Raw genomic sequence first — 24,357 nt, 5'->3', positions numbered from 1 at the left:
ACGACCGGTGGGGTCGGCCGGGATGCGCCTTGCGGCAGTCGCGGTCCGCAGGGCATGCTTCGCCACAGCAAAGTGGGGAGGGATGTCTGTGGTGGACAAGCGGACCGTGGTGACCGGGGTGTTGTGCGCGGTGGCGGCGCTGGCGGCGTCCGCCGCGATGACGAAAGTGGTGCCGGTCGACGACGGCAAGGCCTCCGCGCATGCGCAGGCGGCAGCCCCGACGACGTCCTCCACCACCCGTCCATCGCAGTCGCAATCACCGAAACAGCCGCAACTGTCGACCGGTGCGACCAGCCCGAGCCCCGGGCCGTCGGCTTCGGCGTCCAGGGCCGGCGGGCCTGCGGCGTTCGCCGGGGCGCTGTTCGAAGGCGATGTGACCGGGGATCACTTCTGCACGGCCACGGTCGTGCACAGCCCCGCACGCAACCTGATCGTCACCGCGGGCCACTGCCTGCTCGCGGGCCAGGCCGGCGAAGGCGGGGCGATCTTCGCACCCGCGTACGAGGACGGGCGCGCCCCGTACGGCACCTGGAAGATCCAGGAGGTCTTCGAGGACGCCCACTGGTCCGACGACACGGACGACGACTACGACCTCGCCTTCGCCCGCCTCGCCCCCGACGCCTCGGGCCGGAACATCGAGGACGTCACCGGCGCCGCCGTCCTCGACACCACGGGCCGCACGGGCGAGGAGGTGACGGTGACGGGCTATCCGGCGGACCGCAAGGTCCCGCGCACCTGCACGTCGCGCGCGATCCGGTCCACCCCGACGGAACAGCACTTCGACTGCGCGGACTTCCCGGGCGGCACGAGCGGCAGCGCCTGGATCGCCGCCGACGGAAAGATCATCGGAATCCTGACGGGCGGGGACACGGACGACGTCTCGACGAGCACGATCCTCAACGGCTACGCGGCGGCGCTGTACGCGCGGGCGACGGCCGGTACGGGCGCGGCCGCGGGGTGAGCCAGTACTACGACGTCGGCGACGAGACGGTCTGGAACCCCTCGAACGGCGCCGCCCGGCTCTTCCACGCCCAACTGGGCGTCTTCGAGGCCGAGCTCGGCGTCCCCTCGGGCATCGGCCCGCTGGAGAACGACGAGTGCCGGATCGACCCGGCGGCCCTCGGCGTCTTCACCGGGGCCCTCCTCGCCCGCCACGGGAGCACCGGCCACGCGGTCGTCATCGCCCTCTCGCAGGGCTTCGTCGCCACCGTGCTGGTCCTGGCGGAGCGCGCGGGCGCGCACGTGCGGTGGCCGCCGCCCCCGGCGGCCGGGTCGCCGGAGGGGGGCCGGGACGTTCAGCTCCGGCTCCGGCCCCCCGGCCCCACGGCGACGCTCCCGCCCCCCGCCGGGCCCTCCTCCCGGGCCTCCGGCTCCTACGAGGCCTCGCGCCTGGCCGAGCTGCGGTCCGCCGCGCGGGAGCTGTCCGGGTCGATGCCCCGCTGAGCGTGGCGGCGACCGGGAGACCGGCCGCTCCGCGAGGGCCTCAGGCGATGAGCCCCAAGTGCACGGGCTCGGCCGGGGCTTCGCCGAGCAGCTCGGCGAGCCGCGGGGGCCAGAGCGGCTCGCCGAGGGTGGCGAGGTTCTGCGGCGACAGCCAGCGCCAGTGGGCCTCGGGGTACTCGGGGACGGGGTCGCGGTGCGGGCCCGTCGTGACGTAGATGTACTCGTGCTGGCGCACGGGGGTGCCCTGGTACGTGAAGTCGTGCTCCCAGGTGCAGAGCAGCCGCTGAGGCTCCAGGTCCGTCCACCCGGTCTCCTCCCGCAGCTCCCGCCGCACGCACTCCTCGGGCGTCTCCCCGGGATCGATCCCGCCGCCCGGCGGCAGCCAGTGGATGCCGACCTCGATGTTGTTCTCGCGGAACAGAAACACCGATCCGGCGGGGTTGAGTACGACAATCCTTGCTGCCTGCCGTGGAGTTCGCATCAGATCAGCGTACGACGGTGCCGCGGGGGACGGCAGGGGTTTGACGGGGTGTGGGGGCGGGGGTGGGGTGGGGCTGCGGCGGTGGTGGGGGCGTTGAGGGGGTGGGCGGGGAAGGGGGTGGGGGTGGGGCGGGGCTGCGGGTGGGTGGTGGCGTTGACTGTTCCTGGGGGCGTCCCGGGAGTCCAGCGTCCTTCCGGTGCGGGCCGCCCCGTCAAGGGCGCTCCCTTCGGTCGCGTCGCTGCGCGATGGCCTGCGGCCACCCTTGACCGACCGGCCCACCCCGGAACGCCACAAGACTCCCGGGATCCCCCCGGAGGGGGGATGCCCTGGGGGTGTGAGGGGGAGGGGCGGCCGGATCAGGGATGCCGGTGTCCGGTCCCGCCGGCCATCCCGCACGAGAGGTCGACGGGAAGCGCCTGGCGGTCCGTCGGACGCGTCAGATCGCTACACAGTCACTCTCGGCATAGCGGATGCGGGCCGGCAGGGGCTGATCAGAGGCCGCGAACGGTCCGGGGGCGGCTGATGTCGTCTAGCGACGGTCTCTTCGTCCTCAGAGCCCGAGAAGTGATCGTTTGACCCCCAACCAGCCATCAAAACGGGACGAATGCCCCCACGGCCCCCCATGGGGTGGATGGGGGTGGCACGGCTGGCCCGCAGTCGCGTTCCTGCGGTTTGCGGGACGGCCGTGGGCGGCTTATGTCCAGCCCCAGGCGGGCCGCAGCCGCTAAGCCGAGAGCGGCTGTGTAGCGATCTGACGCGCCTCAGGGCCCGGGAGGGTGCTCCTGCCGTCCTCCCGAGGGTCCCGCCTCCCCCCACCTCCGGGCAGGCGGCCACTCCCGACCGCCGGAACCGTTGGCTGACCGGCGGGACCGGGCTCGACGCCTCCCTGATCCGGCCGTCCCTCCCCCTCACACCTCAGGGCATCCCCCCTCCGGGGGGATCCCGGGAGTCTTGTGGCGTTTCGGGGTGGGCCGGTCGGTCAAGGGTGGCCGCAGGCCATCGCGCAGCGACGCGACCGGAGGGAGCGCCCTTGAGGGACCGGCCCGCACCGGAAGGACGCTGGACTCCCGGGACGCCCCCAGGAACTGTCAACGCCACCACCCACCCGCAGCTCAGCCTCCTGGGCCGTCCCGTGCGGAACCCGTTGGCCATGCGGTACGTCACCATCGCGACACCATCGCGCGGGCGGATGCCTCGGAGGGGGCGGCCTCCTCCGACGGGGTGCTGACGGTGTGCAACACCGGTCCGGTGATCGCGCCGCAGGACGTGCCGGGGCTCCTGGAGCCCCTCCGGCGGAGGGTTGAGCGGCGACACGCGGCGGGCGAGGAGGCCGGGTTGGGGTTCTCGATCGTCGCGTCGATCGCGCGGGCGCACGGCGCCGAGCTGACGGCGCGGGCCCGTCCGAGCCCCGGGGGCGGGCTGACGGTCCGGGTCGTGTTCCCGGTGGCTTCCACGGTGGGGGAAACGCCCGGCCGTTTGACCGGTCAACCAAACGGAAGATCGACTGTGTACGGTCGGGACAATGAGCAAGCACGCCCGAGCCGGCTCCCGTACGCCTCGCCCGTCCCGTCCGTCCCGATCGACCCGTTCGTCCTCCCGGGAGGGCAGCCCGTTCCGCGAGAACGGCCGGCCCCTGGAGGGCGGTCCTCGCGAGGAGGACCGCCCGTCCGGTGAGAACCGTCCCTCCGGGCGCGGCGGACGCCGCCGGGGCGCCCGGCGCTCCCGCGCCGCCGCCGGGCCCCGTGCGCTGCGCACCTCCCGCCCCCTCGCGGCCGTGGCCGCCCTCGGCCTCCTCGGCTTCGGCGCGGCCTGGGTGCACATCGCGCACGAGCCCCCGGCCAACGCCGCCCCGCGGGCCGCCGACGCCCGCCCGCCGGCCGGCGTGCGCGCCGCGCGCGGCACCGAGCGCGATGGTCTCCAGGGCCTGCCCGACGTCAGCGAACAGACCCGCGCGAAGATCCCCGCGGACGCCCGCCAGCTCGTCCTCGTCACCGGGAAGGCGGCGGACTCCTCGGAGTCGACGGCGGCCCTGTACACGCGCCCGGCGACCGGGGCCGACTGGGTGAAGAGCGCGAGCTGGCCCGCGCGGAACGGGGCGAAGGGATGGTCCGCGGAGCGTACGTACGGGGACCTGACGTCCCCTGAGGGAGTGTTCGCGCTCACCGACGCGGGCGGGCTGCTGCCGAAGCCGCCGGGCACGAAGTTCCCGTACGACCAGGACCGCTCCTTCGTGGCGACGGGGCTGGGGGTGGAGGGCGAGTCCCTGCGGGGCTCCTTCGACTACGTCGTCGCCATCGACTTCAACCGCAAGCCGGGCGTGAGCCCGCTCGACCCGACGAAGCCGGAGGGCGAGGACAAGGGCGGCAACATCTGGCTCCACGTGGACCACGACGGTCCCTCGCAGGGCTGCGTGGGCATCCCGAAGGACGCGATGAAGAAGGTCCTGGAGACCCTCGACCCGGCGGCGAAGCCGGTCATCGTGATGGGTCCGAAGGGCTTCTGAGCGCGGAGCGGGCGCCGGCGCCGGGGCGGGCGGAGAGGCCGCCCGCCGATCCCGCGCGCACGCCGCTCCCGTCCGCCGCCGGGTCCGACGCCGCAGGGTCCACCGCCAGCAGGGCGACGTACGCGAGGTCGAAGACCGCGCACAGCAGCCCCAGCCCGAGGACGAGCGGCGCGTCCTCGAGGATCCCGAAGAGGAAGGTCGGCGCGAGGGTGCCGAGCCATTTGGCGACGGCGATGACGAGCGACTGGCCGTGCCGGCCGCGCCGGCTCGCGTAGAGGGCGATGAAGAGCCCCGACATCAGCAGGTTCTGCAGGAACGCCGAGTAGCGGGACGCGTCGTGCGTGCCGAAGTGGGCGAGGAACAGCCACTGCACGGCGAAGGCCGTCACGAAGACGAGCGCGCTCCACAGGGCGAACAGCGGTCGGGTCACGAAGCCGGGCAACTCGGCCCGCCCGTAGCGCAGATACGTGTACACGATGAGGATGTCGGCGACGGCCCAGACCACGTTGACGACGCCCTGGGCCGAGACTCCGGAACGGAACTCGTTGACGGCGTAAGTCGATTCCCACGCGAAGTTCAGCGCGAGGGCCGCCACGGGCATCGCGTACGTCCGGTCCCGCAGCCCCACCCGGATCGCCTCGACGTACACGGCGGTCCACGCCACCCCGCTGACCAGGGTCAGAAACAGATCCACGCGCGCACCTTAGCGGGCGCCCGGCAGCGGCACATAGCCCTCGGTCCTTGCCCGCGTGCCGCACGACGGCCTCGCTCGGGGGGACGATGTTCACGCGGGAGCCCGCGTAGTCGAATCGGGCCTGGTTCACCCGGGGGTCGCGCGCCTCGACGAGGGTGACCGAGCTGACGACCACCCGGATGTCCTCCGCTTCCGCAGCCGTGAGCCATTCCAGCAGGCCGGGGTCCTGTCGCACGAGCAGGGAGAGACCTTCGCAGTCGAGGACCAGGGCCCCGCTCACGCGGCGTCCGACGGAGCCGCCGCGCAAGATCGCCCGCTTTGCCTCGACCGCCACCGGGTCGGCCTGGCCGTTGACTCATGTCATTCGGCTCGACTCCGGGCCCCCGCGGCCTCCGCATCTCGTCACCCCCCTTGCCTGACGGATCGTCAGCTACGACGATGGCCCCGACCGTCGGTATGACGAATCGGCAGACGAGGACGAGGCGGGTACGGCCCATGGCGCGCGTGTTTCCGGAAGGTCGGCTGGTCTACGGGATGCAGCTCCCGATCCAGTCGCAGAGCACCATCTACGCCGAGCCCTGGGAGGCGACGGCCGGCGCGGCCGATCTCGCCGCGGTCGCGCGGGCGGCCGACCGGGCCGGCTTCGGCTACCTCGCCACCTGTGACCACGTGGCCATCCCCCGGCGCATGGCCGGCCCCATGAGCACCGTCTGGTACGACCCGGTGGCCACCCTGTCCTTCCTGGCCGGGATCACCGAGCACGTGCGGCTGCTCAGCCACGTCGCGATCCTGGGCCTGCGCCACCCGCTGCTCAGCGCCAAGCAGTACGCCACCGTCGACCACCTCTCCGGCGGCCGGCTGATCCTCGGCGTCGGCGCCGGACACGTGCGGGAGGAGTTCGAGGTCCTCGGCGTCGACTTCGCGCGGCGCGGGGCCGTGCTCGACGAGACCCTCGACGCCCTGCGCGCGGCCCTCGGGCCCGAGGAGTACCCGGAGTTCGAGGGCGAACTGTTCTCCTTCAAGGACCTCGGGCAGCTGCCCCGGCCCGCCCAGGAGCGCATCCCCGTCTGGGTCGGCGGCTCCTCGCCGGCCGCCGTCCGCCGGGCCGCCGTGCGCGGCGACGGCTGGCTGCCGCAGGGCGACCCCCGCGACCAGCTCCCGGCACAGATCGCCCGGATCAGGGAGCTCCGCGAGCAGGCCGGGGTCACCGGCCCCATCGAGTTCGGCGCGATCACCGAGGCGCTGTACGTCGGCGAGCCCGGCTGGGACACCGGCCGCCGCACCCTCACCGGCAAGGCGGAGGCGCTCGCGGAGTCCCTGCGCGCGTACAAGGCGCTCGGCGTCGACCAGATCCAGGTCCGCTTCCGCAACCGGGACCGGGCCGAACTCACCGATCAGATCACGGCGTTCGGGTCCGAAGTGGGCCCCCTACTCAACGACTGACCACGGAGGGGCGAACATGGGCAAGCCAGGCAAGCTGGACGGGCGCGTCGTCATCATCACCGGTGCGGCGCGCGGGCAGGGCGAGCAGGAGGCCCGCCTCTTCGCCGCCGAGGGCGCCAAGGTGCTCCTCGGTGACGTGCTGGACGAGCAGGGCGCGGCGGTCGCCAAGGACATCGGCGGGGACCGGGCCCGGTACGTACGGATGGACGTGAGCCGGGAGGAGGACTGGGCGGCCGCCGTCGCCGCCGCGAAGGAGGCCTTCGGCCCGGTCGACGGACTGGTCAACAACGCGGGCATCCTGCGGTTCAACGAACTGACCACGACCCCGCTGGAGGAGTTCCAGCAGGTGGTCCAGGTCAACCAGGTCGGTGCCTTCCTCGGCATCAAGGCGCTGGCCCCCGAGATCGAGGCGGCCGGCGGCGGCACGATCGTCAACACCTCCTCGTACACCGGCCTGACGGGCATGGCGTACGTGGGCGCGTACGCGGCGACCAAGGCGGCGATCCTCGGCCTGACCCGGGTGGCGGCGCTGGAGCTGGCGGCGAAGAACATCCGGGTCAACGCGATGTGCCCGGGCGCCGTCGACACCCCCATGGCCAATCCGGGGCTGCTGGACCCGGACAACATGACCGACGAGGCCCGCGACGCCATGGCGGAGCTCTACAAGCGGGTGGTGCCGATGGGGCGGGTGGGCCGTCCCGACGAGATCGCGAAGCTCGCGCTGTTCCTGACCGGCGAGGACTCCTCCTACATCACCGGCCAGCCGTTCGTGATCGACGGCGGCTGGATGGCGGGCGTCAGCATCCTCTGAGCGGCCTCCGCCCCCTCCGAGCAGTGCTCCAGGTCATCCGATGGGGTCACCTGATGGAGCGTCAGGTATTGACGCTCCCGCCCCCGCGATGGAACAGTCGTGGCATCGAATCTGACGCAACGTCAGAAACAGAAGGACGGTGAATCCCCTTGGAATTCGGGCTCTTTGTGCAGGGATACGTGCCTGAGGCGCGGTCCAAGGTCGACCCCGAGGCAGAGCACAAGGCGCTGATCGAGGAGACCGAGTACGTCATTCAGGCGGACAAGTCCAACTTCAAGTACGCCTGGGCCTCCGAGCACCACTTCCTGGAGGAGTACTCGCACCTTTCGGCGAACGAGGTGTTCCTCGGGTACCTCGCCCACGCCACCGAGCGCATCCACCTCGGCTCCGGCATCTTCAACCCCCTCGCCCCGGTCAACCACCCCGTCAAGGTGGCCGAGAAGGTCGCCATGCTCGACCACCTCTCCAAGGGGCGCTTCGAGTTCGGCACCGGCCGCGGCGCCGGCAGCCACGAGATCCTCGGCTTCCTGCCCGGCATCGAGGACATGAACGGCACCAAGGAGATCTGGGAAGAGACCATCGCCGAGTTCCCCAAGATGTTCCTCCAAGAGGAGTACGAGGGGTTCCAGGGCAAGCACTGGTCGCTCCCGCCGAGGAAGATCTTCCCCAAGCCGTACGGCAAGGCCCACCCGGCGATGTGGTACGCCGCCGGCTCCCCCTCCTCGTACGCCATGGCCGCCAAGAAGGGCCTCGGAGTCCTCGGCTTCAGCGTCCAGAAGGTCTCCGACATGGCCTGGGTGCTGGAGCAGTACAAGACCGCGATCCAGGAGGCGAAGGCCATCGGCGCCTTCGTCAACGACAACGTCATGGTCACCTCGACCGCGATCTGCGCCGAGACCCACGACAAGGCCGTCGAGATCGCCGTCAACGCCAACATGAACCGCTTCCAGTCGCTCGTCTTCCGCTACCACGACACCTTCCCGCGGCCCGAGGCCATCCCGGAGTGGCCCGAGACGCTGCCCGAGTACAACGCGGAGATCATCGAACTCCTGATCGCCGAGGAGCTCCTGATCTGCGGCGACCCGTCCGAGGTCCGCGCGCAGTGCAAGCGCTGGGAGGAGGCCGGCGCCGACCAGCTCTCCTTCGGCCTGCCGACCGGAGTGTCCTACGAGGACACGATGACCAGCATCAAGCTCATCGGCGAGCACGTGATCCCGCACATCGACACGGACCCGGTGCACCGCACCACGCGCTTCCGCCAGGCCGCCTGACCCGGCGGGGGGAACGGGGGCGGCGTCTTCCCGGACCGCCGCCCCGAACCGGCCCCGGCCGGAGTCATGCCGTGGCCGCGGCCGGCCCGGCGGGCTCCGGCCGGGGCACGCGGGGCCCGGCGCCCCGCACTCCGCGGGCGGAGCCCCAGGACACGGCGCGCACCGCGCACACCGGCAGAAGGGACGTCATGCTCGACCACCTGATCAAGGGCGCCACCGTCGTGGACGGCACCGGCGCCCCCGCCCGCGTCGCGGACGTCGGCCTACGCGACGGCCGGATCGTCACCATCGGCGCACCGGGGACGGTCACCGAACCGGCCACCACCAGCGAGGACGCGACCGGCCTCGTCCTCACCCCCGGGTTCATCGACCCGCACACGCACTACGACGCCCAGCTGTTCTGGGACCCGTACGCGACCCCCTCCATGAACCACGGCGTGACCACCGTCGCCGGCGGCAACTGCGGATTCACCCTGGCCCCCCTCAACCCGGCACGCCCCGACGACGCCGACTACACCCGCCGCATGATGAGCAAGGTCGAGGGCATGGCCCTCAAGGCCCTCGAAGAAGGCGTCGACTGGACCTGGTCCACCTTCGGCGAGTACCTCGACGCGCTCGACGGCCGCATCGCCGTCAACGCCGGCTTCATGGTCGGCCACTGCGCGCTGCGCCGGCACGTGATGGGCGAGGACGCCGTCGGCGGACAGCCCACCCCCGAACATATGCAGGCGATGCTCGACCTGCTCCACGACGCCATGAACGCCGGCGCCTGGGGCCTGTCGACCACCCAGTCCTCCACGCACTCCGACGGCTCCGGCGCCCCCGTGCCCTCCCGGCACGCCCGGCCCGCCGAGCTGCTCGCCCTCTCCCGGGCCGTCTCCGAACACGAGGGCACCCAGCTCGAAGCCATCGTCGCGGGCTGCCTCGACCAGTTCGCGGACGAGGAGATCGACCTCTTCGTCGACATGAGCGCGGCCGCCGGCCGGCCGCTGAACTGGAACGTCCTGACCGTCGACGCCTCCGTCCCCGAGCGCGTGCCGCGCCAGCTGATCCCGAGCGAGCGCGCCCGCAAGGCGGGCGGCCGGATCGTGGCGCTCACCATGCCGATCCTGACGCCCATGAACATGTCGCTCGGCACGTTCTGCGCGCTCAACCTCATCCCCGGCTGGGGCGAGATCCTCGCCCTGCCCGTCCCCGAACGGATCGCGAAACTACGCGAAGCCGATGTACGGGCCGAAATGCTGCGCCGCGCCGACAGCAAGGAGGCCGGGGTCTTCCGGCGCCTCGCCCACTTCGGCCGCTACGTCATCGGCGACACCTACAGCGAGGCGAACGAGGGCCTGTCCGGACGCGTCGTCAACGACATCGCGGCCGAACGCGGCCAGGACGCCTTCCACTGCCTGGTGGAGATCTGCGCCAACGACGACCTGCGCACCGTGCTGTGGCCCATGCCCACCGACAACGACCCGGCGAGCTGGGCGCTGCGCGCCGAGACCTGGCAGCACGAGGACGTCATGCTCGGCGGGTCCGACGCGGGCGCGCACCTGGACCGCATGTGCGGGGCCCCGTACACGACCCGCTTCCTCGGGGACTGCCTGCGCGGCCGCAAGCTGGTGCCGCTGGAGCAGGCGGTGAGGATGCTCACCGACGATCCGGCCCAGCTGTTCGGGCTGCGCGAGCGCGGCCGGATCGCCGAGGGGTTCCACGCGGACCTGGTGCTCTTCGACCCGCGGCGGATCGAGGCCGGACCGGCGACCCTCGTGCACGACCTGCCCGGGGACAGCCCGCGGCTGGACGCGCGGGCGGTCGGCATCGTGTCGGTGCGCGTCAACGGAGTGGAGACCGTCCGCGACGACGAGATCACGGGGGCGGTCCCCGGGATCGTGCTCCGGTCGGGCCGGGACACGAGGACGGTGAGCACGCGATGAGTTCCCCGCAGCCCCGCAAGCCACAGCCCCAGAAGCTGTACATCGGCGGCGAGTGGGTCGAGCCCGCCGGCGGCCACTACGAAGTGGTCAACCCGGCCGACGAAGCCGTCGTCGGCCTGGCCCCCGAGGCCTCGCGCGCCCAGGTCGAGGACGCGGCGCGCGCCGCGGCCGGAGCCTTCGCCGGCTGGTCCCGTACGCGGCCGGAGGAGCGGGCGGCGATCCTGGACCGGGCCGCCGACATCATCCAGCGGGAGTACGAGCCGTGGGCGGCCCTGGCCCAGGCGGAGACGGGCGCCACGACCGCCACCGCGCGGGGCATGCAGGTCGGCGTGGGCGTGACGCGCCTGCGCCGGTACGCGAAGGGTGCGCTGGAGCCGGTCGAGCGCGGGCTGCCGCCACAGGTCACCGAGGCGGGCCCGATGGGCGCGGCGAGCGTGCTGGGCGCGCTCGAGGTGCGCCAGCCGGTCGGGGTCGTCACCTGCATCACCTCGTACAACAACCCCTGGGCCAACCCGGCGGGCAAGGTGGCCCCTGCGCTGGCCATGGGCAACACGGTGGTCGTCAAGCCGGCCCCGCAGGACCCGCTGTCGGTGTTCCGGATGGCCGAGGCGCTGCACGAGGCCGGTGTCCCGGCGGGCGTGGTGAACGTGGTCTGCGGCACCTCGGTGGAGGTGGGCGAGGCGGCCGTGGACTCCCCGGACGTGGACATGGTGTCGTTCACCGGTTCCACGGGCGTCGGGCAGCGCATCGCCGAGGTCTGCGGCCGGACGATGAAGCGGCAGCTGATGGAGCTGGGCGGCAAGGGCGCGGCGATCGTCCTCGCGGACGCGGACCTGGACGCGGCGGTGCAGGGGATCGGTACCACCTTCTCCTTCTACTCCGGGCAGATCTGCACGGCTCCGACCCGGGTGATCGTGCACCGGTCGGTGTACGAGCAGCTCGTGGAGAAGCTGACGGGCTACCTGGCCTTCATGAAGGTCGGCGACCCCACCGTGCGGGGCACGGTGGTGGGCCCCGTCATCTCGGCGGCGCACCGGGACCGCGTGGAGTCGTACGTCGAGCTGGGGAGGAAGGAGGGCGCGCGGATCGCCTTCGGCGGAGAGCGCCCGGTGGTCGGTGCCCACGGCAAGGGGTTCTACGTGGCCCCGACCCTGCTGGTCGACTGCACGAACGACATGCGCGTGGTCCGCGAGGAGATCTTCGGCCCGGTCGTCGTGGTCGTCCCCTTCGACGGAGCCGCCGGGGACGACGACGAGGCGGTGGCGCTGGCCAACGACAGCGACTTCGGGCTGCTGAGCTACGTCTGGTCCCGGGACGCGGCGCGCGCCTTCAGGGTGGCGCGGCGGCTGCGCGCGGGCGGCGTCGGCGTCAACACCATCGGGCGGAACATGGAGGCGCCGTTCGGCGGCTTCAAGCGCTCGGGCGTGGGACGGGACGTGGGCTCGTACGCGCTGCAGGCCTACAGCGAGATCCAGTCGATCGTCTGGACGGGCTGACCGCTCCGGCTGACCGCTCCGGCTGACCGCTCCGGCAGGCCGGGCCGGGGGGAACCCCGGCCCGGGCGGCTCAGTTGCCGCTGAAGTAGTCGGTGAGGACGCAGCCCTTCACGAGGGCATCCGCCTTCACGTAGCCGCTGGGGGCGGTGAACTGCGGGTGGCAGTTCAGGATGAGGAGCCCGCCCGGCTTGCTCAAGGCGGCGATCGCGGACTTGCTGTCGGCCACGACGGCGAAGTCCTGGCCGATGAGGAACCCGCCCTTGAGGCCCGTGGTCGGGGACTCCTTGAGCTTCTGGTCGAGGTCGGCCTTGTAGGCGGCCTGGAAGACCTTGGCGTCCTTGTACAGGAAGATGCGGGTGCCGTGGCCGCAGTAGCCGTGTTCGGTGACGGACCACTTGGCGTCGTACTTCTTGTCGTCCGGGTCGGGGGACTCGTCGTCGGTGGGCTCGGTGGAGAGGGAGGCGCACCGGGTGTACCCGTTGACGAACCGGGCGGCGGCGGCCATGGTGCCCGCCTTGGGCAGCTGCTGGAAGGGCGTGCCGTCCTTGGGGGCGTTGCCGCTGACCCCGCCGTTCTTGGTGGGGTTCTCCAGCGTTCCCTCCATGCCGCTGCCGTCCCCGTCGCCGCCGGTGCCGTCACCGCCGCCGTTGGCGCCACCGACCGCGCGGCTGCCCGCGGCCGCGGCGTCGCCGTCACCGCTTCCGCACGCGGTGAGGGTGAGCAGGGCCGTGACGGCCGTGGCAGTGGTGAGCAGTGCTCTGAAGCGCATGGGACGTCTCCCCGTGTAAATGACCTTGAACGGCCGCGACTATAGAAGATCGGCATGTTCACGGCAAAAAGCTGGGCGGCGCGGGGTGGCCGACGCGCCGGGGAAAGTCACACGGGAAAGATTAAAAACACCCAAAACGGACACGCCTTCGGTTTCCGCATGTCGGAAGGCCACGCCCGGTGCCTGCTGAAGCGAGCTTGAACGTAAGGCGAACCTTGTATTACCAGCTCATCGGGGGCGTTGACCTCAGGTTTTAAAGGTCATCCGGTCGGAATGAATGCGGACTTAAGTCCTCCATATATGGAAAACGCAGCGTCTAACGTCCTTGTCCATGACACAGCTGGACGTTCGGCCCCCGGTCGGGGACACGGTAAGCGGCGCCACCGCCGAGGGCGGCGCCGACGGTGACGTCCGCGGCAAGGGCCTGGGCAGAGGCTCCGTCGGCCTCGTGGGAAGCGCGGTCATCGGCATCTCCACCGTCGCCCCCGTCTACTGCCTGACCTCGACCCTCGGCTCCACCGCCGGTGAGGTCGGCGTCCAGATGCCGGCCGTCTTCCTGGCCGGCTTCCTCCCGATGCTGCTGGTCGCCTTCGCGTACCGCGAGCTCAACAAGGCCGTGCCGGACTGCGGCACCTCGTTCACCTGGACCGTCAAGGCCTTCGGCCCCCGGATCGGCTGGATGTGCGGATGGGGCCTGGTGATCGCCACGATCATCGTGCTCTCCAACCTGGCCGGCGTCGCCACCTCCTACTTCTGGCTGCTGGCCGGAGAGATCACCGGCAACGGGGCGATCTCCGCCCTCGACGACAACAAACTCGTCCACATCGCCACCTGCCTGACGCTCATCGCCGCCGCGACCGCCATCAGCTACCGCGGCATGACGGCCACCAAGGGCGTCCAGTACACGCTGGTCGGCCTCCAGCTCGCCGTCCTCGCCCTCTTCGTCGCGATGGCCTTCCAGAAGGCATCGGCCGGCACCTTCGACACCGGCCTGGACTTCTCCTGGCAGTGGATGAACCCCTTCGCGGTCGAGTCCATGGCGGCCTTCACCGCCGGACTCTCGCTCTCGATCTTCATGTACTGGGGCTGGGACGCCTGCCTGGCCACCAACGAGGAGACCACCGGCTCCGCGAAGACCCCCGGCCGCGCCTCGCTCATCGCGATGGTCGTCCTGGTCGGCTCCTACCTCGCCACCGGCATCGCCGCGCAGATGGCCGTCGGCTCCGGCACCGTCGGCTTCGGCCTCGGCAACCCGGAGACCTCCGGCAACGTCTTCGCCGCCCTCGCCGGCCCGGTGATGGGCCCGATGCTCGGCATCCTGCTCTTCGTCGCCGTCCTCGCCTCCGCCACGGCCTCCCTGCAGACCACCTTCATCCCGGTGGCCCGCACCGTACTGGCCATGTCCACCTACGAGGCGCTGCCGTCCTCGTACGCCAGGGTCCACCCGAAGTTCAAGACCCCGGGCCGCGCCACCGTCATGGCGGGCGTCGCGACCGGCGGCTTCTACACCGTGATGACCCTGCTCAGCGAGAACGTCCTGACCGACACGATCTTCGCGCTCGGCCTGATGATCTGCTTCTACTACTCCCTGACGGCCTTCGCCTGCGCCTGGTACTTCCGCGGCGACCTGCGCACGTCCGCCCGCGACCTGTTCTTCAAGGGCGTCTTCCCCGTCCTGGGCGGCCTGCTGCTCGCCACCGTCTTCTGCAAGACCCTGATCGACATGTGGAACCCGTCGTACGGCTCCGGCTCCACGGTCCTCGGCGTCGGCAGCGTCTTCGTCATCGGCGTCGGCCTGCTGGCCCTCGGCCTGGTCGTCATGTTCGTCACCGAACGCCGCAGCCCGGCCTTCTTCCGCGGCGAGGTCCTGACGAAGTCCACCCCGGCCCTGGTGGTCGAGGACTGACCAGCCCCGCCCCGGTACCAGGACCCTTCCTGCCGGGTCCTTCCCGCGGCCCCACGGGGCGTCCTCCTCCTGCTGTCGTTCTCCTCCTCGCGGAACGGGTGCGGGCCGGGCGGTGACCGGGGTGGGGGCGGGGTCGTTCTGGTCGGTATGAACGCCATCAAGCGCAGCCTTGCCGCCCTGGTCCTCTCCGGCGGTGCGGCCCTCGCCCTCACTCCCGCCGTCGCGCACGCCGCCGACGAGCCCGCCGTCCAGGGGCCACCGATCACCCAGCGCGTCGGCGACATCGTCGACCACCCCGGCGGCGCGATCAAGGACGCCAAGACGGCCGTGGAGGTCACCGCCTCGGCCGCCGGGTCCGCGTCGAAGGCCACCGACGCCTCCCTCGGCGGGGCCGGCACGGCGCTGACCGCCGGGCTGCCGAAGCCCCCGCAGGTGAAGGCCGGCTGAGCGGACGCGCACCCGCCCCCCGGGAGACCCGGCAGGTGGCTCAGGCCGTGCCCGACGGCCCCGACACCCCCGAGACGCCGGACGCCCCGCACCCCCCGGCGGCGCCAGTGGTACGGGTCACCAGGACCAGCGGGATCGCGCGACCGGCCGCCGTGGCCGCCGCGTCCCGGTGCGCCGCGTACGAGGGCATCGCGGCCACCACCACCGGCCACAGCCGCTCCACTTCCGCCGGGGACGGCCGGCAGGGCCGCGCCGTCGTCAGGGGCGCGGTCACGCGGTCGTCACCCCCGCGTGCGCGCCGTGCACGGTCGGGGCCAGGGCCTCGTCCAGCACCGCCCGTGCGAAGTCCGCGTGCGTGATCCGGCCGTCGGCATCGGCGGGGGCGAAGGCGTAGCCGCCCCCGGCCTCGCCGACCGCGAAGTCCCCGGCCGGGCTCAGCACCGCCCAGTCCAGCCCCCGCGGCGCGGCCGCCCGCAGGGCCTCGGTGCCGGCGCCGTGCCCGAGGTAGAACTCCCGCCACTCCTGCGGGTAGCCCGGCGTGTCCATCAGGAGCGCACCGGAGGCCGTGGGCAGGACCGACGCCAGCCCCACCGACACGAAGCGGCGTACCCCGGCGCGGGCCAGGCCCGCCGCCAGGGCGCGCGCGGCCGCCGGGAAGAACTCGCCGGGGACGGCCCCCATGTCGTACGCCGCCGCCACCGCCACGTCGTGCCCGGCGGCGAGCCGCGCCACGTCGGCCGCCGAGGTGACGTCCCCGTCGGCCCGGCCCGCCTCGGTGACCTCGTGGCCCCGGGCCCGCGCCTCGGCGACGACGGCCCGGCCGACGCGTCCCCGTGCGCCGAAGACAATGACCTTCTCGCGTCCCTGCTCGTGATTCCTCATGTCACGGAGCCTAGGGACAGGGGTGGTTACCGATCGGATACCGGCCTACGGTGTGGATCGTGACGCAGACGAACCCGCCCCCGCCCCAGCCCCCGCGCCTGGACCCGGAGATGTTCGACCCCGTCTGCCCCTCGCGCCTGGTGCCCTTCCGGATCGGCGACAAGTGGGCCACGCTGATCCTGCGTTGCCTCCAGGACGGCCCGCGCCGCTTCTCGGAACTCAAAGTCCCGCTGCGCGAGATCACCGCCAAGTCCCTGACGCAGTCCCTGCGCGCACTGGAACGCGACGGCTTCGTGGCGCGCACCGCGTACGAGGGACCGCCGCGGCGCGTCGTGTACGCCCTCACCCCGCTCGGGCGCGGCCTGCTCGGGCCGCTCGACGCGGCCTGCGCATGGACCCGGGAGCACTGGGACGAACTGCTGGACGCGCAGGAGGCCGGCGCGACGGGAGGGACGGTTCAGCCCCAGGTGCGGGAGCAGAGGACCAAGCGGTAGCCGTCCGGGTCGGCGACGGTGACCCCGTACTCGTCCCAGTACGGGTTGTGGGAGGCCACGCGGGTCCCGCCGTGCTCGACGAGCCGGGCCACGAGGGCCTCGTCGGGGGCCTCGCCGAGGTAGACGACGAAGAGGTCGTCCACGGTCGGGGAGGGGGCCACGGGGTTCTCCGGGTCGTGGGTGAGCTCGAAGTGCCAGCCGCCGCCGGCGGGCCCGACCATCACGAGGTCGTGCTCCCCGGACACGCGCTCGGTGGTGCGCCACAGGACCGCGAGCCCGAGCCCTCCCACGTAGAACCGCTCGGCGGCGGCGAGGTCGAGGGAGGGGCGGGCGACACGGACGTGCGTCTGCGAGTCGATCATGGAGGAGAGGGTATGGCCGGTCCGTCAGAGGAGGGCGGACAGGTCATAGGTCTTCAGCCGGTCGGGGTCGGCGATCACGTCGATGGCGACGATCCGGCCCCCGGTGACGGTGAAGGCCATCACCGACATCAGACGGCCCTCGACGACGCACACCACCCCGGCGGCCCCGTTGACGAGCGCGGGGACGACGAAGGGGGCGAGGCTCCGGTAGAGGGACGCCTGCGAGGCCACGGTTCCCGCGCCGGCCAGGACCACCGACTGGCGGGCGCGCGCGACGCCACCGTCGGAACGCAGGACGACGTCCGGGTGGAGCAGGGCGACGAGCGCGTCGAAGTCCCCGTCCCGGGTGGCCGAGAAGAACGCGCTCACGGCCTCGCGCTGTCGCGACAGGTCCGCATCCGGCACCGGCGCCCGCCCCCGCACCCGGCGGCGCGCACGGCTGGCGAGCTGTCGGGTGGCCGTCGGCGTCTTGTCGAGCATCGGGGCGATCTCGTCGAAGGGCACGGCGAACATGTCGTGCAGGACGAACGCCAGCCGCTCGGCGGGCCCGAGGGATTCGAGGACCACCAGCAGCGCCAGACCGACGGAGTCGGCCAGCAGGACCTCGTCCTGCGGGTCGATCGCGCCCTCCCGGCTCAGCACCGGGTCGGGCATCCGGGCCGGGCCGTCCGGCCGGGCCTCCAGGGAGTCCTCGCGGCGCGTCTCCCGCGCGCGCAGCCCGTTCAGGCACAGCCGGGCCACGACCGTCGTCAGCCAGCCCCCGAGGTTCTCCACCTCGCTGACGTCGGTGCGGCTCAGCCGCAGCCAGCCCTCCTGGACGGCGTCCTCCGCCTCACCGATCGAGCCGAGCATCCGGTAGGCGACGGCACGGAGGTGGGAGCGGTGCTCCTCGAAGCGGGCGGCCAGCAGCTCTTGATCGTCCACGTCCCGTGTTCCTTCCTCAGCAGGTCCCAGAAGTAGATCATCGGAGCGGCGGTGAACGAAGGCCCTCCTGGGCGCTGTTGCGTGCGGACCGGCTCGGCCCGGGGGCGACCCGGGGCCCGGGGTCAGTCCTTGCGTCCGGTCACGGCGACGGTCACACCGAGCCCGATCATCGCGAGCCCGCCGGCCCCGCCGATCGCGGACAGCCGCCGGGGCGACCGCGAGAACCAGCTGCGGGCGGTCGCCGCGGCCATGCCCCACGTGCTGTCGCAGACCACCGCGATGAGGTTGAACACCAGGCCCAGGAGCAGCATCTGGGCCGCTACGTGGCCCTGGGAGCGGTCCACGAACTGCGGGAGGACGGCGGCGAAGAACACGATGGTCTTGGGGTTGGCCACGCCGACGGCGAAGCCCTCCCAGAGCGAGCGCCAGGTCCCGTACGCGGCCCCGCCCGCACCGAATTCCGCCTGGAGGGAGCTCCGCTGCCGCCACGCCTTGACCCCGAGGTGGACGAGGTACGCGGCGCCCGCGAGCTTGAGCGCGGTGAACACGACCACCGACCGCTCCACGACGGCGCCCACGCCGAAGGCCACGGCGATCACGAGCACGTACGCGCCCAGCGTGTTCCCGGCCACGGTGGTCAGCACGGCCCGCCGCCCCTGGGACAGGGCGCGCCCGATGACGAAGAGCACGCTGGGCCCGGGGATCAGGATCAGCAGCAGCGACATCGCCGCGAAGGCGAACAGCCGGTCGGTGGAAACCATGCGGACCATCGTTCCGGACGGGGGGTGGGAGGGAAAGGGGATTTCGGGTGGGGGTGGGCCGGTCGGTCAAGGGTGGCCGAAGGCCATCGCGCAGCGACGCGACCGGAGGGAGCGCCCTTGACGGGGCGGCCCGCACCGGAAGGACGCTGGACTCCCGGGACGCCCCCAGGACCTGTCAACGCACCCGACCCGCCGCAGCTCAGGCTCCGGTGACCCCGCCCACGAACGCAGCCCAGGATCCGGGCGTCACCGACAGTTCCGGTCCCGCCGTCACCTTCGAGTCCCGGACGTGGACGGAGTCGGCGCAGGCGGCCACCTCGACGCAGCTGTCGCCGTCGCCGCTGCTGTACGTCGACTTGTGCCAGGACAGGGCCACCTCGACGCAGTTGTCGCCGTCGCCGCTGCTGTAACTGCTCTTGAACCAACGCAACTGGGAGCTGTTCACAGGGATCCTCGCATTCGCATCAACAGGCCCGCGCTGTCCGCAGGATTGAGGGCCTGGATGCGAAGTTTGGCATACCGCTGGTGGAGGAGGCTGAGGTCTTTCGGGTCGGTGAGCACCCGGCCCGACTGCTGCCCCTCGCTGTAGCCCATCCACTCGTGCTCCTCCGTCTCAAGGAGACAAAAGGGCCCGCCCAGCCCAGCGTGTTGCGGGCTGACCTTCGGCATGATCTGGAGGTCGACATTGGGCAGCTTGGCGCACTCCAGCAGGTGGTTGATCAGCTCTACCGTCACTTCCCGCCCGCCGGTCTGTCGCTCGATCACGGCCTCGTCGAGGATGAAGCTGAAGACCGTGTACGGCGTGCGCACGAGGAGTTCCTGCCGGGCGAGCCGAGCCACGATGCGGGCTTCGACCTCCTCCGGTGTCGGTGGCGGCAGGACCGCTTCGATCAGGGCGCGCGCGTAGGACTCGGGCTGCAGCAGTCCGGGAACGGAGCGGGACTCGTAGGTGTTCAGCGTCACCGCGGCGTTCTCCAGCTCCGCCCACCGCCGGAACCAGGACGCCAGCCCCCGCCTCCGCTGCAACTGCCTCGCCGCGATCTTGATGACGCCGAAGGCGTCCAGGACTTCCTCCGCCCGTTCCACGAAGCGCGGGGACGGATGTCGGCGGCCCTGTTCGACCGAGCCGATGTACTGAACGGAGTAGCGGACCTTGGGGTGTAACTGCTCTTGGGTCAGGCCGGCTCGTTTGCGAAAGGCCTTGACCATCTCGCCGAAGTTCTTCAGGTCACCATCGGGCTCGACCTCGCTGTCACCGCTGTCCTCGACACTCACCATGGAGGTCACCTCCCCGCGACATCCTCACGTTCGGTGACTGAAGCTGTCCAGAAGGTGAACTCGTACAGTTGAAAAGTAGCGGTTGTCTTGCTGGAGAAGACCCCTCCCCACACGGGACGTTGCTCCCATGACCGCACCTGCTCAGTCCCCCCGAGCCCTCGCACGCGTGTTCACGCAGCGTTTCACCTCCACCCGGCGCGGCGCACGCCTCGCCCGCCAGCTCAGCCTCGTGGAGCTGCACGACTGGGGCGTCCCCGACCGCACCCGCCTGTCCGAGGACGCCGGGCTCCTCGTCGCCGAGCTCGCCACCAATGCCGTCACCCACGGGCACGTCCCCGGCCGGGACTTCGAGCTGCGGATGACGCTCTTCCCCCCGCCCGGGGCCCTGCGCATCGAGGTGTCCGACGCCCGCCGGGACCGGCGGCCGGTCGTGCGACCGCGTTCGTACCAGGCCGGGGGCGGCTACGGCATGCGGATCGTCGACGCCGTCGCCGCCGACTGGGGGGTCTTGGACCGGGTGATCGGGAAGACGGTCTGGGCGGAGCTCAGGGTGTAGCCGGGCGGGTGTCCCGCCAGCGGGGGAGCTGGTCGTCCGGTGTCCCCGGGCTCGCGAAGTGGAACGGGACCCCCAGGTGGGCCGCCAGCGCGGTGCCCGCGCGGGTGGCCGCGGCGGCGTGCGGGTCCAGGGGGCCGGAGTCGGCGCCCTCGGCTTCGAGGGCGCGCACTCCCGTACCCCAGTAGACCGTGGCCAGCGCGTGGTCCCCGGGCGGGTCTTCGGTGACGGCCCGGAGCAGGACGAACCAGTCGTGCACGGTGTCCCCGTCCCAGACGGCCTCGACCGCCACCACCCGGGCCGGGATGCCGGAGGCACGGGCGGCGAGGGATTCGAGGTCGAGCGGGGAGTCGGGGGTACGGGCCACCCGGTCGCCGAGGTGCTCGTACCGGGCGGAAACCAGTTCCTGGGCCCCGTAGAGGCCCATCCCCTGGGCGCGGCCCGCCTCCCAGACGGTGCGGACGGCATACATCAGCCGGTCCTGGAGGACGTACCCGTCGACCTGTCGGCGGATGCCCTCGGGGAGTCGTTCCCACGCGTCGTCCGTCACTCGGAGGCCTCCGGTACGAAGACGCTGACGCGGTACGTCGTCGGAAACTCCAGGCGGCCGCAGAACGTGTCCAGGCGCAGCTGGTCCGCGTCGGTCCCCTCCGAGCGGAGCCGGCGGACGTACGCCTTCAGCTCCACCGCGTCCTCCGTGGAGAACAGCGGCTCCCAGCGGCCCGGGACGGCCGTGCGGGCCCGCTGCCGTTCCCTGCTGCGTGCGCGCTTGCGCTGTCCTGGCATGGAGGCATTCTCGGGGCGCTCGCGGCTCGGATCAACGGGTTTGGTGCGGGCGGGTGCGACGCCGCCAGTGGCACTGCGGCGAGCTTCGGCCGCGACGGCCCGCTCGACGAGGAGCGGGTGGAGCGTACGGAGCCCGGGGCCGTCCGCCGGCGCGGCGGCGACGGCCCCGCCGTGGCCCGGGAGACGGCGCTTCGGCCGTGCGGAAGGGGCGGCCGCCGCCGTGGAGTCCTGAGGTCGGGCGCGGCGGCCCCGGGGGTCAGAGGTACCGCGCGAAGCCGTCCAGGACGCGGAGGATCTCCGGTTCGGTCTCGGAGGGGAGCTGGAGGACGACCTCCTCGATGCCCAGGTCCGCGTAGTGGCCCATCTTCCCGGGGGTGGGCTGGACCGCGTACGGGACCACCTGGAGGGACTTCGGGTCGCGGCCGGCGGCTTCCCAGACCTGTCGCAGGACCGGGAGGGACTCCGTCAGGCCGCCGCCGCCGATCGGGAGCCAGCCGTCGGTGTGGTCGGCGATGGCCGCGAAGAGCTTCGGGCCGGCCTGGCCGCCGATCAGGGTGCGGGGGCCGTACAGGGGGAGGCCCGGGGCGAGTTCGCGCGGGCCCTGCGCGGGCTTGGGGTGCGCCGCGCTGGCCCGGACCGAGGAGAACTGGCCGACGTACGCCGTGGGTTCGGGGGCCCACAGGGCGCGCATCAGGGCCATGCGGTCGCGGACCAGTTCGCGGCGGCTGCGCCACTCGACTCCGTGGTCGGCGGCCTCCTCCACGTTCCAGCCGTAGCCGATGCCGAGGGTGAACCGGCCGCCGGACAGGTGGTCCAGCGTGGCGATCTTCTTCGCGAGGTCGATCGGGTCGTGCTGGGCCACGAGGGTGATGCCGGTGCCGAGTCCGAGCGTCTCGGTGACGGCGGCAGCCTGGCCGAGGGCCACGAAGGGGTCGAGGGTGCGGCCGTACATCTCGGGGAGCTCGCCGCCCATGGGCGCGGGCGTGACGCGCTCGGCCGGGATGTGGGTGTGCTCCGGGAGGTAGAGGCCGGAGAACCCGCGTTCCTCGAGGGCGCGGGCGAGGCGTACGGGAGAGACGGTGCGGTCGGTGAGGAAGACGGTCGTGGCGATCCGCATGTGCGCTGGCACCTCCGTGACGTGGGAGGGCCAAGGTACGGCTTCGCGTGCGAGGAGGGCAGGGGCGCGAGTCGGCCATGTCGTGGCTCTGGGCGTGGCATCTGTGGAGCCGTGGAGCCGTGGAGCCGTGGAGCCGTGGAGCCGTGGAGCCGTGGAGCCGTGGAGCCGTGGAGCCGTGGAGCTGTGGAGCTGGGCGGCCGTGCCGCCGTGCCGTGCAGCCGTGCCGTGCTGTGTCGTGCGTACGTGGGCCCGCGGGTTCGTGCGCCCGGGGGCCGCCGGTCAGCCGCGCGGGTAGCGGGTCAGCCAGCCCGAGGAGGGCAGGGCCGGGCCGTGGAGGGCGGGGCCCTGGGTCATCTCCAGGGCGAAGTCGTCGGCGAGTTCCAGGACCGTGGCGCGGCCCTCGAGCTCCGCGAGCCAGCCCGCCGGGAGGGCGGTCTCGCCGTGCTGGGCGCCGAGCAGCGCCCCGCACAGGGCGCCGGTGGCCGTGGAGTCTCCGCCGTGGTTCACGGCGAGGCGCAGGCCGTGGGCCACGTTCTCGGCGACGAGGGCGCAGTACACGGCGATGGCGAGGACGTCCTCGGCGCTGTGACCGGCGCGGTCGGCGGGGTCGGTGTGGTCGGTTTGGCCGGTGTGGTCTGCGTGCCCTGCGTGGCCCTCGCGGTCGTGGCCGGGGACCAGGGCCTCGACCGTCCGTGCCGACGGGACTCCGAGGGTGACGGCCGCGAGGGCGCGTTGCAGGGCGTCGGTGACGGGCTGGTGGCCGGGGCGGGCGCCGAGCAGGCCGAGCGCGCGCTGGACGGCGGAGTCGAGGGACTCGCCGCGGGTCAGGCCGTGGACGATGACGGCGAAGGCGCCGGCCGAGAGGTACGCGGTCGGGTGCCCGTGGCTCTGCGCGGCGCACTCGACGGAGAGCTGGAGGACGAGCGCGGACTCCCAGCCGACCAGCAGTCCGAAGGGCGCGGAGCGGGCGGCGGCGGCCGCGTCCCGGGCGGCGGGGTTCTTCGGCTGGTCCGGGGTGCCGAGGAGGGCGTCGGCGAATCCGGTGAGGCAGGCGCGGGCGGGGTCGCGGCGGGTGTAGAGCCACTCCTGCTGTGCGAGCCAGCCGTTGTCCTCGCGGCGTTCGTCGGGGCCCCAGTCGGACTGGGTGGCGGCCCAGCGGAGGTACGCGCGGTGGACATCGGTCGGCGGGTGCCAGGCGCCGGTGTCCCGGCGGACGTGGGCGCGGATGAGGCCGTCGACGGTGAACAGGGTGAGCTGGGTGGCGGCGGTTATGGCGCCCCTCCCCTGGCCGGGGGTTCCGTGGGCCCGGGCCAGGGCCCGGCCGCGGGCGTGGCCCGGGGGCAGGGGCGGGGCCGGGGGCGGGGCGGGTTCCGTCAGGCCGGCCGGGCCGTGGGCCTCGTGGATGGCGTCGAGGGTGAGGGCGGCCACCGGGGCGCCGAGGGCGTCGCCGATGGCAGAGCCGAGGAGCGCTCCTCGGACACGGCTGCGGAAGTCCTGCTGCTCGGCGCGGCCCCACAGGCCGGTGGTGACGGCCGTGCGGCCGCTGAGGGTGTCGCCGGTGGCGGGGCCGAGGCCGGTGTGTGGGTTCGGGTTCGAGGGATGGGCCGTGCCGGCCGGGCTCTGATGCTTTCCGGACGTTTCCGTCGCCGTGTCCATGTCGATCCCCCCGGGCTGCGCGCGCGTGCGCTCGCGTGCGCCTGCGTGCTTTGGCGGGCACTGTAGTGGACAGGATCGGTCGGGTCCGGAAGTAGTCGGTCATGCGAGGGGTGTCCGGGGCGGGAACGGCTGGTTTCGGTCGGTCCCTGCGGGATGCGGGGCCCCGGCCGGGGGCGGGTGCGGGCCGCTGCGCGGTGCTCTCCCCGACCCGCCCTTCCACCGTTCCCCGGGCCGGCCCGGACCCACTACCGCTACCGGTTCGGGCGCGGCGCCGTTGCCGGGGGCCAGCCCCCGGACCCCCGCGCCTCAAACGCCGGCGGGGCTGGGAGGGGGCGGCGCCTCGAGCGTCGGC

27 protein-coding genes and 1 pseudogene are annotated in these 24,357 nt (G+C 72.7%); 13 read left to right on the top strand and 15 right to left on the bottom strand.

Annotated features, from left to right (window positions below):
• The first annotated feature begins 82 nt into the window (after positions 1-82).
• Positions 83-961 carry a trypsin-like serine protease gene (locus ABZY44_RS06095; RefSeq protein WP_356650397.1) on the top strand — a complete coding sequence of 293 codons (879 nt, stop codon included), beginning with the start codon at positions 83-85 and terminating at the stop codon, positions 959-961.
• Positions 958-1,443 (top strand): DUF6086 family protein, encoded by a 486-nt coding sequence (locus ABZY44_RS06090; protein WP_356650396.1) that lies wholly within the window; start codon positions 958-960, stop codon positions 1,441-1,443. Before ABZY44_RS06095 ends, ABZY44_RS06090 begins: the two co-directional genes overlap by 4 nt.
• A gap of 40 nt (positions 1,444-1,483) precedes the next feature.
• Here the strand turns inward: ABZY44_RS06090 and ABZY44_RS06085 are convergent, their stop codons facing one another.
• Entirely contained in the window at positions 1,484-1,924 is a 441-nt protein-coding gene (locus tag ABZY44_RS06085) for an NUDIX domain-containing protein (protein WP_356650395.1), read from the bottom strand.
• 966 nt (positions 1,925-2,890) lie between these two features.
• Between ABZY44_RS06085 and ABZY44_RS06080 the strand changes: the two genes are divergently transcribed.
• Positions 2,891-3,598, top strand: a complete 708-nt coding sequence (locus ABZY44_RS06080) for an ATP-binding protein (RefSeq protein WP_356650577.1) — start codon at positions 2,891-2,893, stop codon at positions 3,596-3,598.
• The gene (locus ABZY44_RS06075; protein ID WP_356650575.1) at positions 3,558-4,427 is read left to right on the top strand and encodes a hypothetical protein; all 870 of its coding nucleotides are present in this window, start codon (positions 3,558-3,560) and stop codon (positions 4,425-4,427) included. The genes ABZY44_RS06080 and ABZY44_RS06075 overlap by 41 nt, the downstream gene beginning before the upstream one ends.
• Here ABZY44_RS06075 and ABZY44_RS06070 read toward each other — a convergent pair.
• Together ABZY44_RS06070 and ABZY44_RS06065 are read right to left on the bottom strand one after the other, a co-directional pair.
• A complete protein-coding gene (locus ABZY44_RS06070; RefSeq protein WP_356650394.1) occupies positions 4,399-5,121 on the bottom strand; it encodes a hypothetical protein in 723 nt (240 codons plus the stop codon). The genes ABZY44_RS06075 and ABZY44_RS06070 overlap by 29 nt on opposite strands.
• A 46-nt stretch (positions 5,122-5,167) precedes the next feature.
• A pseudogene (locus ABZY44_RS06065) lies at positions 5,168-5,401 on the bottom strand (DNA-binding protein); the annotation flags it as partial.
• Positions 5,402-5,616: 215 nt separating this feature from the next.
• Between ABZY44_RS06065 and ABZY44_RS06060 the strand changes: the two are divergent.
• The 5 genes from ABZY44_RS06060 to ABZY44_RS06040 all read left to right on the top strand — a co-directional run bounded on the left by ABZY44_RS06060 (position 5,617) and on the right by ABZY44_RS06040 (position 12,070).
• Complete coding sequence (locus tag ABZY44_RS06060) at positions 5,617-6,564, top strand: LLM class F420-dependent oxidoreductase (protein ID WP_356650393.1); 948 nt, start codon at positions 5,617-5,619, stop codon at positions 6,562-6,564.
• A gap of 16 nt (positions 6,565-6,580) precedes the next feature.
• Positions 6,581-7,375 carry a glucose 1-dehydrogenase gene (locus ABZY44_RS06055; protein ID WP_356650392.1) on the top strand — a complete coding sequence of 265 codons (795 nt, stop codon included), beginning with the start codon at positions 6,581-6,583 and terminating at the stop codon, positions 7,373-7,375.
• A 149-nt stretch (positions 7,376-7,524) separates the two neighbouring features.
• Positions 7,525-8,646 (top strand): LLM class flavin-dependent oxidoreductase, encoded by a 1,122-nt coding sequence (locus tag ABZY44_RS06050; RefSeq protein ID WP_356650391.1) that lies wholly within the window; start codon positions 7,525-7,527, stop codon positions 8,644-8,646.
• A 188-nt stretch (positions 8,647-8,834) separates the two neighbouring features.
• Positions 8,835-10,574 (top strand): D-aminoacylase, encoded by a 1,740-nt coding sequence (locus ABZY44_RS06045; protein ID WP_356650390.1) that lies wholly within the window; start codon positions 8,835-8,837, stop codon positions 10,572-10,574.
• A complete protein-coding gene (locus tag ABZY44_RS06040) occupies positions 10,571-12,070 on the top strand; it encodes an aldehyde dehydrogenase family protein (protein ID WP_356650389.1) in 1,500 nt (499 codons plus the stop codon). Before ABZY44_RS06045 ends, ABZY44_RS06040 begins: the two co-directional genes overlap by 4 nt.
• Before the next feature lie 70 nt (positions 12,071-12,140).
• On the opposite strand, the gene ABZY44_RS06035 is transcribed toward ABZY44_RS06040, so the two are convergent.
• Positions 12,141-12,839: a hypothetical protein gene (locus tag ABZY44_RS06035; RefSeq protein WP_356650388.1), complete on the bottom strand. Its 699-nt coding sequence runs from the start codon at positions 12,837-12,839 to the stop codon at positions 12,141-12,143.
• A gap of 331 nt (positions 12,840-13,170) precedes the next feature.
• Here ABZY44_RS06035 and ABZY44_RS06030 point away from each other — a divergent pair, with 331 nt between their 5' ends.
• Both ABZY44_RS06030 and ABZY44_RS06025 read left to right on the top strand, forming a co-directional pair.
• The gene (locus ABZY44_RS06030; protein ID WP_356650387.1) at positions 13,171-14,745 is read left to right on the top strand and encodes an APC family permease; all 1,575 of its coding nucleotides are present in this window, start codon (positions 13,171-13,173) and stop codon (positions 14,743-14,745) included.
• 147 nt (positions 14,746-14,892) lie between these two features.
• Entirely contained in the window at positions 14,893-15,192 is a 300-nt protein-coding gene (locus ABZY44_RS06025; protein WP_356650386.1) for a hypothetical protein, read from the top strand.
• Between the two features lie 40 nt (positions 15,193-15,232).
• Here ABZY44_RS06025 and ABZY44_RS06020 read toward each other — a convergent pair whose 3' ends face one another.
• Positions 15,233-15,466 carry a hypothetical protein gene (locus ABZY44_RS06020; protein WP_356650385.1) on the bottom strand — a complete coding sequence of 78 codons (234 nt, stop codon included), beginning with the start codon at positions 15,464-15,466 and terminating at the stop codon, positions 15,233-15,235.
• Positions 15,463-16,074 (bottom strand): NAD(P)H-binding protein, encoded by a 612-nt coding sequence (locus tag ABZY44_RS06015; RefSeq protein WP_356650384.1) that lies wholly within the window; start codon positions 16,072-16,074, stop codon positions 15,463-15,465. Before ABZY44_RS06015 ends, ABZY44_RS06020 begins: the two co-directional genes overlap by 4 nt.
• Positions 16,075-16,184: 110 nt before the next feature.
• Between ABZY44_RS06015 and ABZY44_RS06010 the strand changes: the two genes are divergently transcribed.
• Entirely contained in the window at positions 16,185-16,568 is a 384-nt protein-coding gene (locus ABZY44_RS06010) for a helix-turn-helix domain-containing protein (protein WP_356650573.1), read from the top strand.
• On the opposite strand, the gene ABZY44_RS06005 is transcribed toward ABZY44_RS06010, so the two are convergent.
• From ABZY44_RS06005 to ABZY44_RS05985, 5 genes are all read right to left on the bottom strand, one after another.
• Positions 16,532-16,930 carry a VOC family protein gene (locus ABZY44_RS06005; protein WP_356650383.1) on the bottom strand — a complete coding sequence of 133 codons (399 nt, stop codon included), beginning with the start codon at positions 16,928-16,930 and terminating at the stop codon, positions 16,532-16,534. The two genes, ABZY44_RS06010 and ABZY44_RS06005, sit on opposite strands and share 37 nt — an antisense overlap.
• Before the next feature lie 24 nt (positions 16,931-16,954).
• Positions 16,955-17,854, bottom strand: a complete 900-nt coding sequence (locus ABZY44_RS06000; RefSeq protein ID WP_356650382.1) for a sigma-70 family RNA polymerase sigma factor — start codon at positions 17,852-17,854, stop codon at positions 16,955-16,957.
• A 122-nt stretch (positions 17,855-17,976) separates the two neighbouring features.
• Positions 17,977-18,615, bottom strand: coding sequence for a LysE family translocator (locus ABZY44_RS05995; RefSeq protein ID WP_356650381.1), 639 nt, complete (start codon positions 18,613-18,615; stop codon positions 17,977-17,979).
• Between the two features lie 199 nt (positions 18,616-18,814).
• Complete coding sequence (locus tag ABZY44_RS05990) at positions 18,815-19,060, bottom strand: DUF397 domain-containing protein (RefSeq protein WP_356650380.1); 246 nt, start codon at positions 19,058-19,060, stop codon at positions 18,815-18,817.
• A complete protein-coding gene (locus ABZY44_RS05985) occupies positions 19,057-19,893 on the bottom strand; it encodes a helix-turn-helix transcriptional regulator (RefSeq protein ID WP_356650379.1) in 837 nt (278 codons plus the stop codon). Before ABZY44_RS05985 ends, ABZY44_RS05990 begins: the two co-directional genes overlap by 4 nt.
• Before the next feature lie 127 nt (positions 19,894-20,020).
• Here ABZY44_RS05985 and ABZY44_RS05980 point away from each other — a divergent pair, with 127 nt between their 5' ends.
• Positions 20,021-20,449, top strand: a complete 429-nt coding sequence (locus ABZY44_RS05980; protein WP_356650377.1) for an ATP-binding protein — start codon at positions 20,021-20,023, stop codon at positions 20,447-20,449.
• Here ABZY44_RS05980 and ABZY44_RS05975 read toward each other — a convergent pair.
• The 4 genes from ABZY44_RS05975 to ABZY44_RS05960 form a co-directional block, all read right to left on the bottom strand.
• Positions 20,439-20,996, bottom strand: a complete 558-nt coding sequence (locus ABZY44_RS05975; RefSeq protein ID WP_356650376.1) for a hypothetical protein — start codon at positions 20,994-20,996, stop codon at positions 20,439-20,441. The two genes, ABZY44_RS05980 and ABZY44_RS05975, sit on opposite strands and share 11 nt — an antisense overlap.
• Positions 20,993-21,232: a hypothetical protein gene (locus ABZY44_RS05970; RefSeq protein WP_356650375.1), complete on the bottom strand. Its 240-nt coding sequence runs from the start codon at positions 21,230-21,232 to the stop codon at positions 20,993-20,995. The genes ABZY44_RS05975 and ABZY44_RS05970 overlap by 4 nt, the downstream gene beginning before the upstream one ends.
• Before the next feature lie 256 nt (positions 21,233-21,488).
• The gene (locus ABZY44_RS05965; protein WP_356650374.1) at positions 21,489-22,349 is read right to left on the bottom strand and encodes a TIGR03619 family F420-dependent LLM class oxidoreductase; all 861 of its coding nucleotides are present in this window, start codon (positions 22,347-22,349) and stop codon (positions 21,489-21,491) included.
• A 279-nt stretch (positions 22,350-22,628) separates the two neighbouring features.
• On the bottom strand, positions 22,629-23,867 hold the full coding sequence (locus tag ABZY44_RS05960; RefSeq protein WP_356650571.1) for an ADP-ribosylglycohydrolase family protein: 1,239 nt from the start codon (positions 23,865-23,867) through the stop codon (positions 22,629-22,631).
• Positions 23,868-24,357: the final 490 nt, after the last annotated feature.

It is taken from the genome of Streptomyces sp. NPDC006544 (genome assembly GCF_040611715.1).
GTDB lineage: Bacteria > Actinomycetota > Actinomycetes > Streptomycetales > Streptomycetaceae > Streptomyces.
The sequence above is the reverse complement of the archived record's forward strand: the minus strand, read 5'-3'. Positions and strand labels throughout refer to the sequence as shown.

Coding starts and splice junctions, on each gene's coding strand:
- ABZY44_RS06095 (WP_356650397.1), top strand. CDS start 83: ATGTCTGTGGTGGACAAGCGGACCGTGGTGACCGGGGTGTTGTGCGCG.
- ABZY44_RS06085 (WP_356650395.1), bottom strand. CDS start 1,924: ATGCGAACTCCACGGCAGGCAGCAAGGATTGTCGTACTCAACCCCGCC.
- ABZY44_RS06060 (WP_356650393.1), top strand. CDS start 5,617: ATGGCGCGCGTGTTTCCGGAAGGTCGGCTGGTCTACGGGATGCAGCTC.
- ABZY44_RS06055 (WP_356650392.1), top strand. CDS start 6,581: ATGGGCAAGCCAGGCAAGCTGGACGGGCGCGTCGTCATCATCACCGGT.
- ABZY44_RS06045 (WP_356650390.1), top strand. CDS start 8,835: ATGCTCGACCACCTGATCAAGGGCGCCACCGTCGTGGACGGCACCGGC.
- ABZY44_RS06040 (WP_356650389.1), top strand. CDS start 10,571: ATGAGTTCCCCGCAGCCCCGCAAGCCACAGCCCCAGAAGCTGTACATC.
- ABZY44_RS06035 (WP_356650388.1), bottom strand. CDS start 12,839: ATGCGCTTCAGAGCACTGCTCACCACTGCCACGGCCGTCACGGCCCTG.
- ABZY44_RS06030 (WP_356650387.1), top strand. CDS start 13,171: ATGACACAGCTGGACGTTCGGCCCCCGGTCGGGGACACGGTAAGCGGC.
- ABZY44_RS06025 (WP_356650386.1), top strand. CDS start 14,893: ATGAACGCCATCAAGCGCAGCCTTGCCGCCCTGGTCCTCTCCGGCGGT.
- ABZY44_RS06015 (WP_356650384.1), bottom strand. CDS start 16,074: ATGAGGAATCACGAGCAGGGACGCGAGAAGGTCATTGTCTTCGGCGCA.
- ABZY44_RS06010 (WP_356650573.1), top strand. CDS start 16,185: ATGTTCGACCCCGTCTGCCCCTCGCGCCTGGTGCCCTTCCGGATCGGC.
- ABZY44_RS06005 (WP_356650383.1), bottom strand. CDS start 16,930: ATGATCGACTCGCAGACGCACGTCCGTGTCGCCCGCCCCTCCCTCGAC.
- ABZY44_RS05995 (WP_356650381.1), bottom strand. CDS start 18,615: ATGGTTTCCACCGACCGGCTGTTCGCCTTCGCGGCGATGTCGCTGCTG.
- ABZY44_RS05985 (WP_356650379.1), bottom strand. CDS start 19,893: ATGGTGAGTGTCGAGGACAGCGGTGACAGCGAGGTCGAGCCCGATGGT.
- ABZY44_RS05980 (WP_356650377.1), top strand. CDS start 20,021: ATGACCGCACCTGCTCAGTCCCCCCGAGCCCTCGCACGCGTGTTCACG.
- ABZY44_RS05970 (WP_356650375.1), bottom strand. CDS start 21,232: ATGCCAGGACAGCGCAAGCGCGCACGCAGCAGGGAACGGCAGCGGGCC.
- ABZY44_RS05965 (WP_356650374.1), bottom strand. CDS start 22,349: ATGCGGATCGCCACGACCGTCTTCCTCACCGACCGCACCGTCTCTCCC.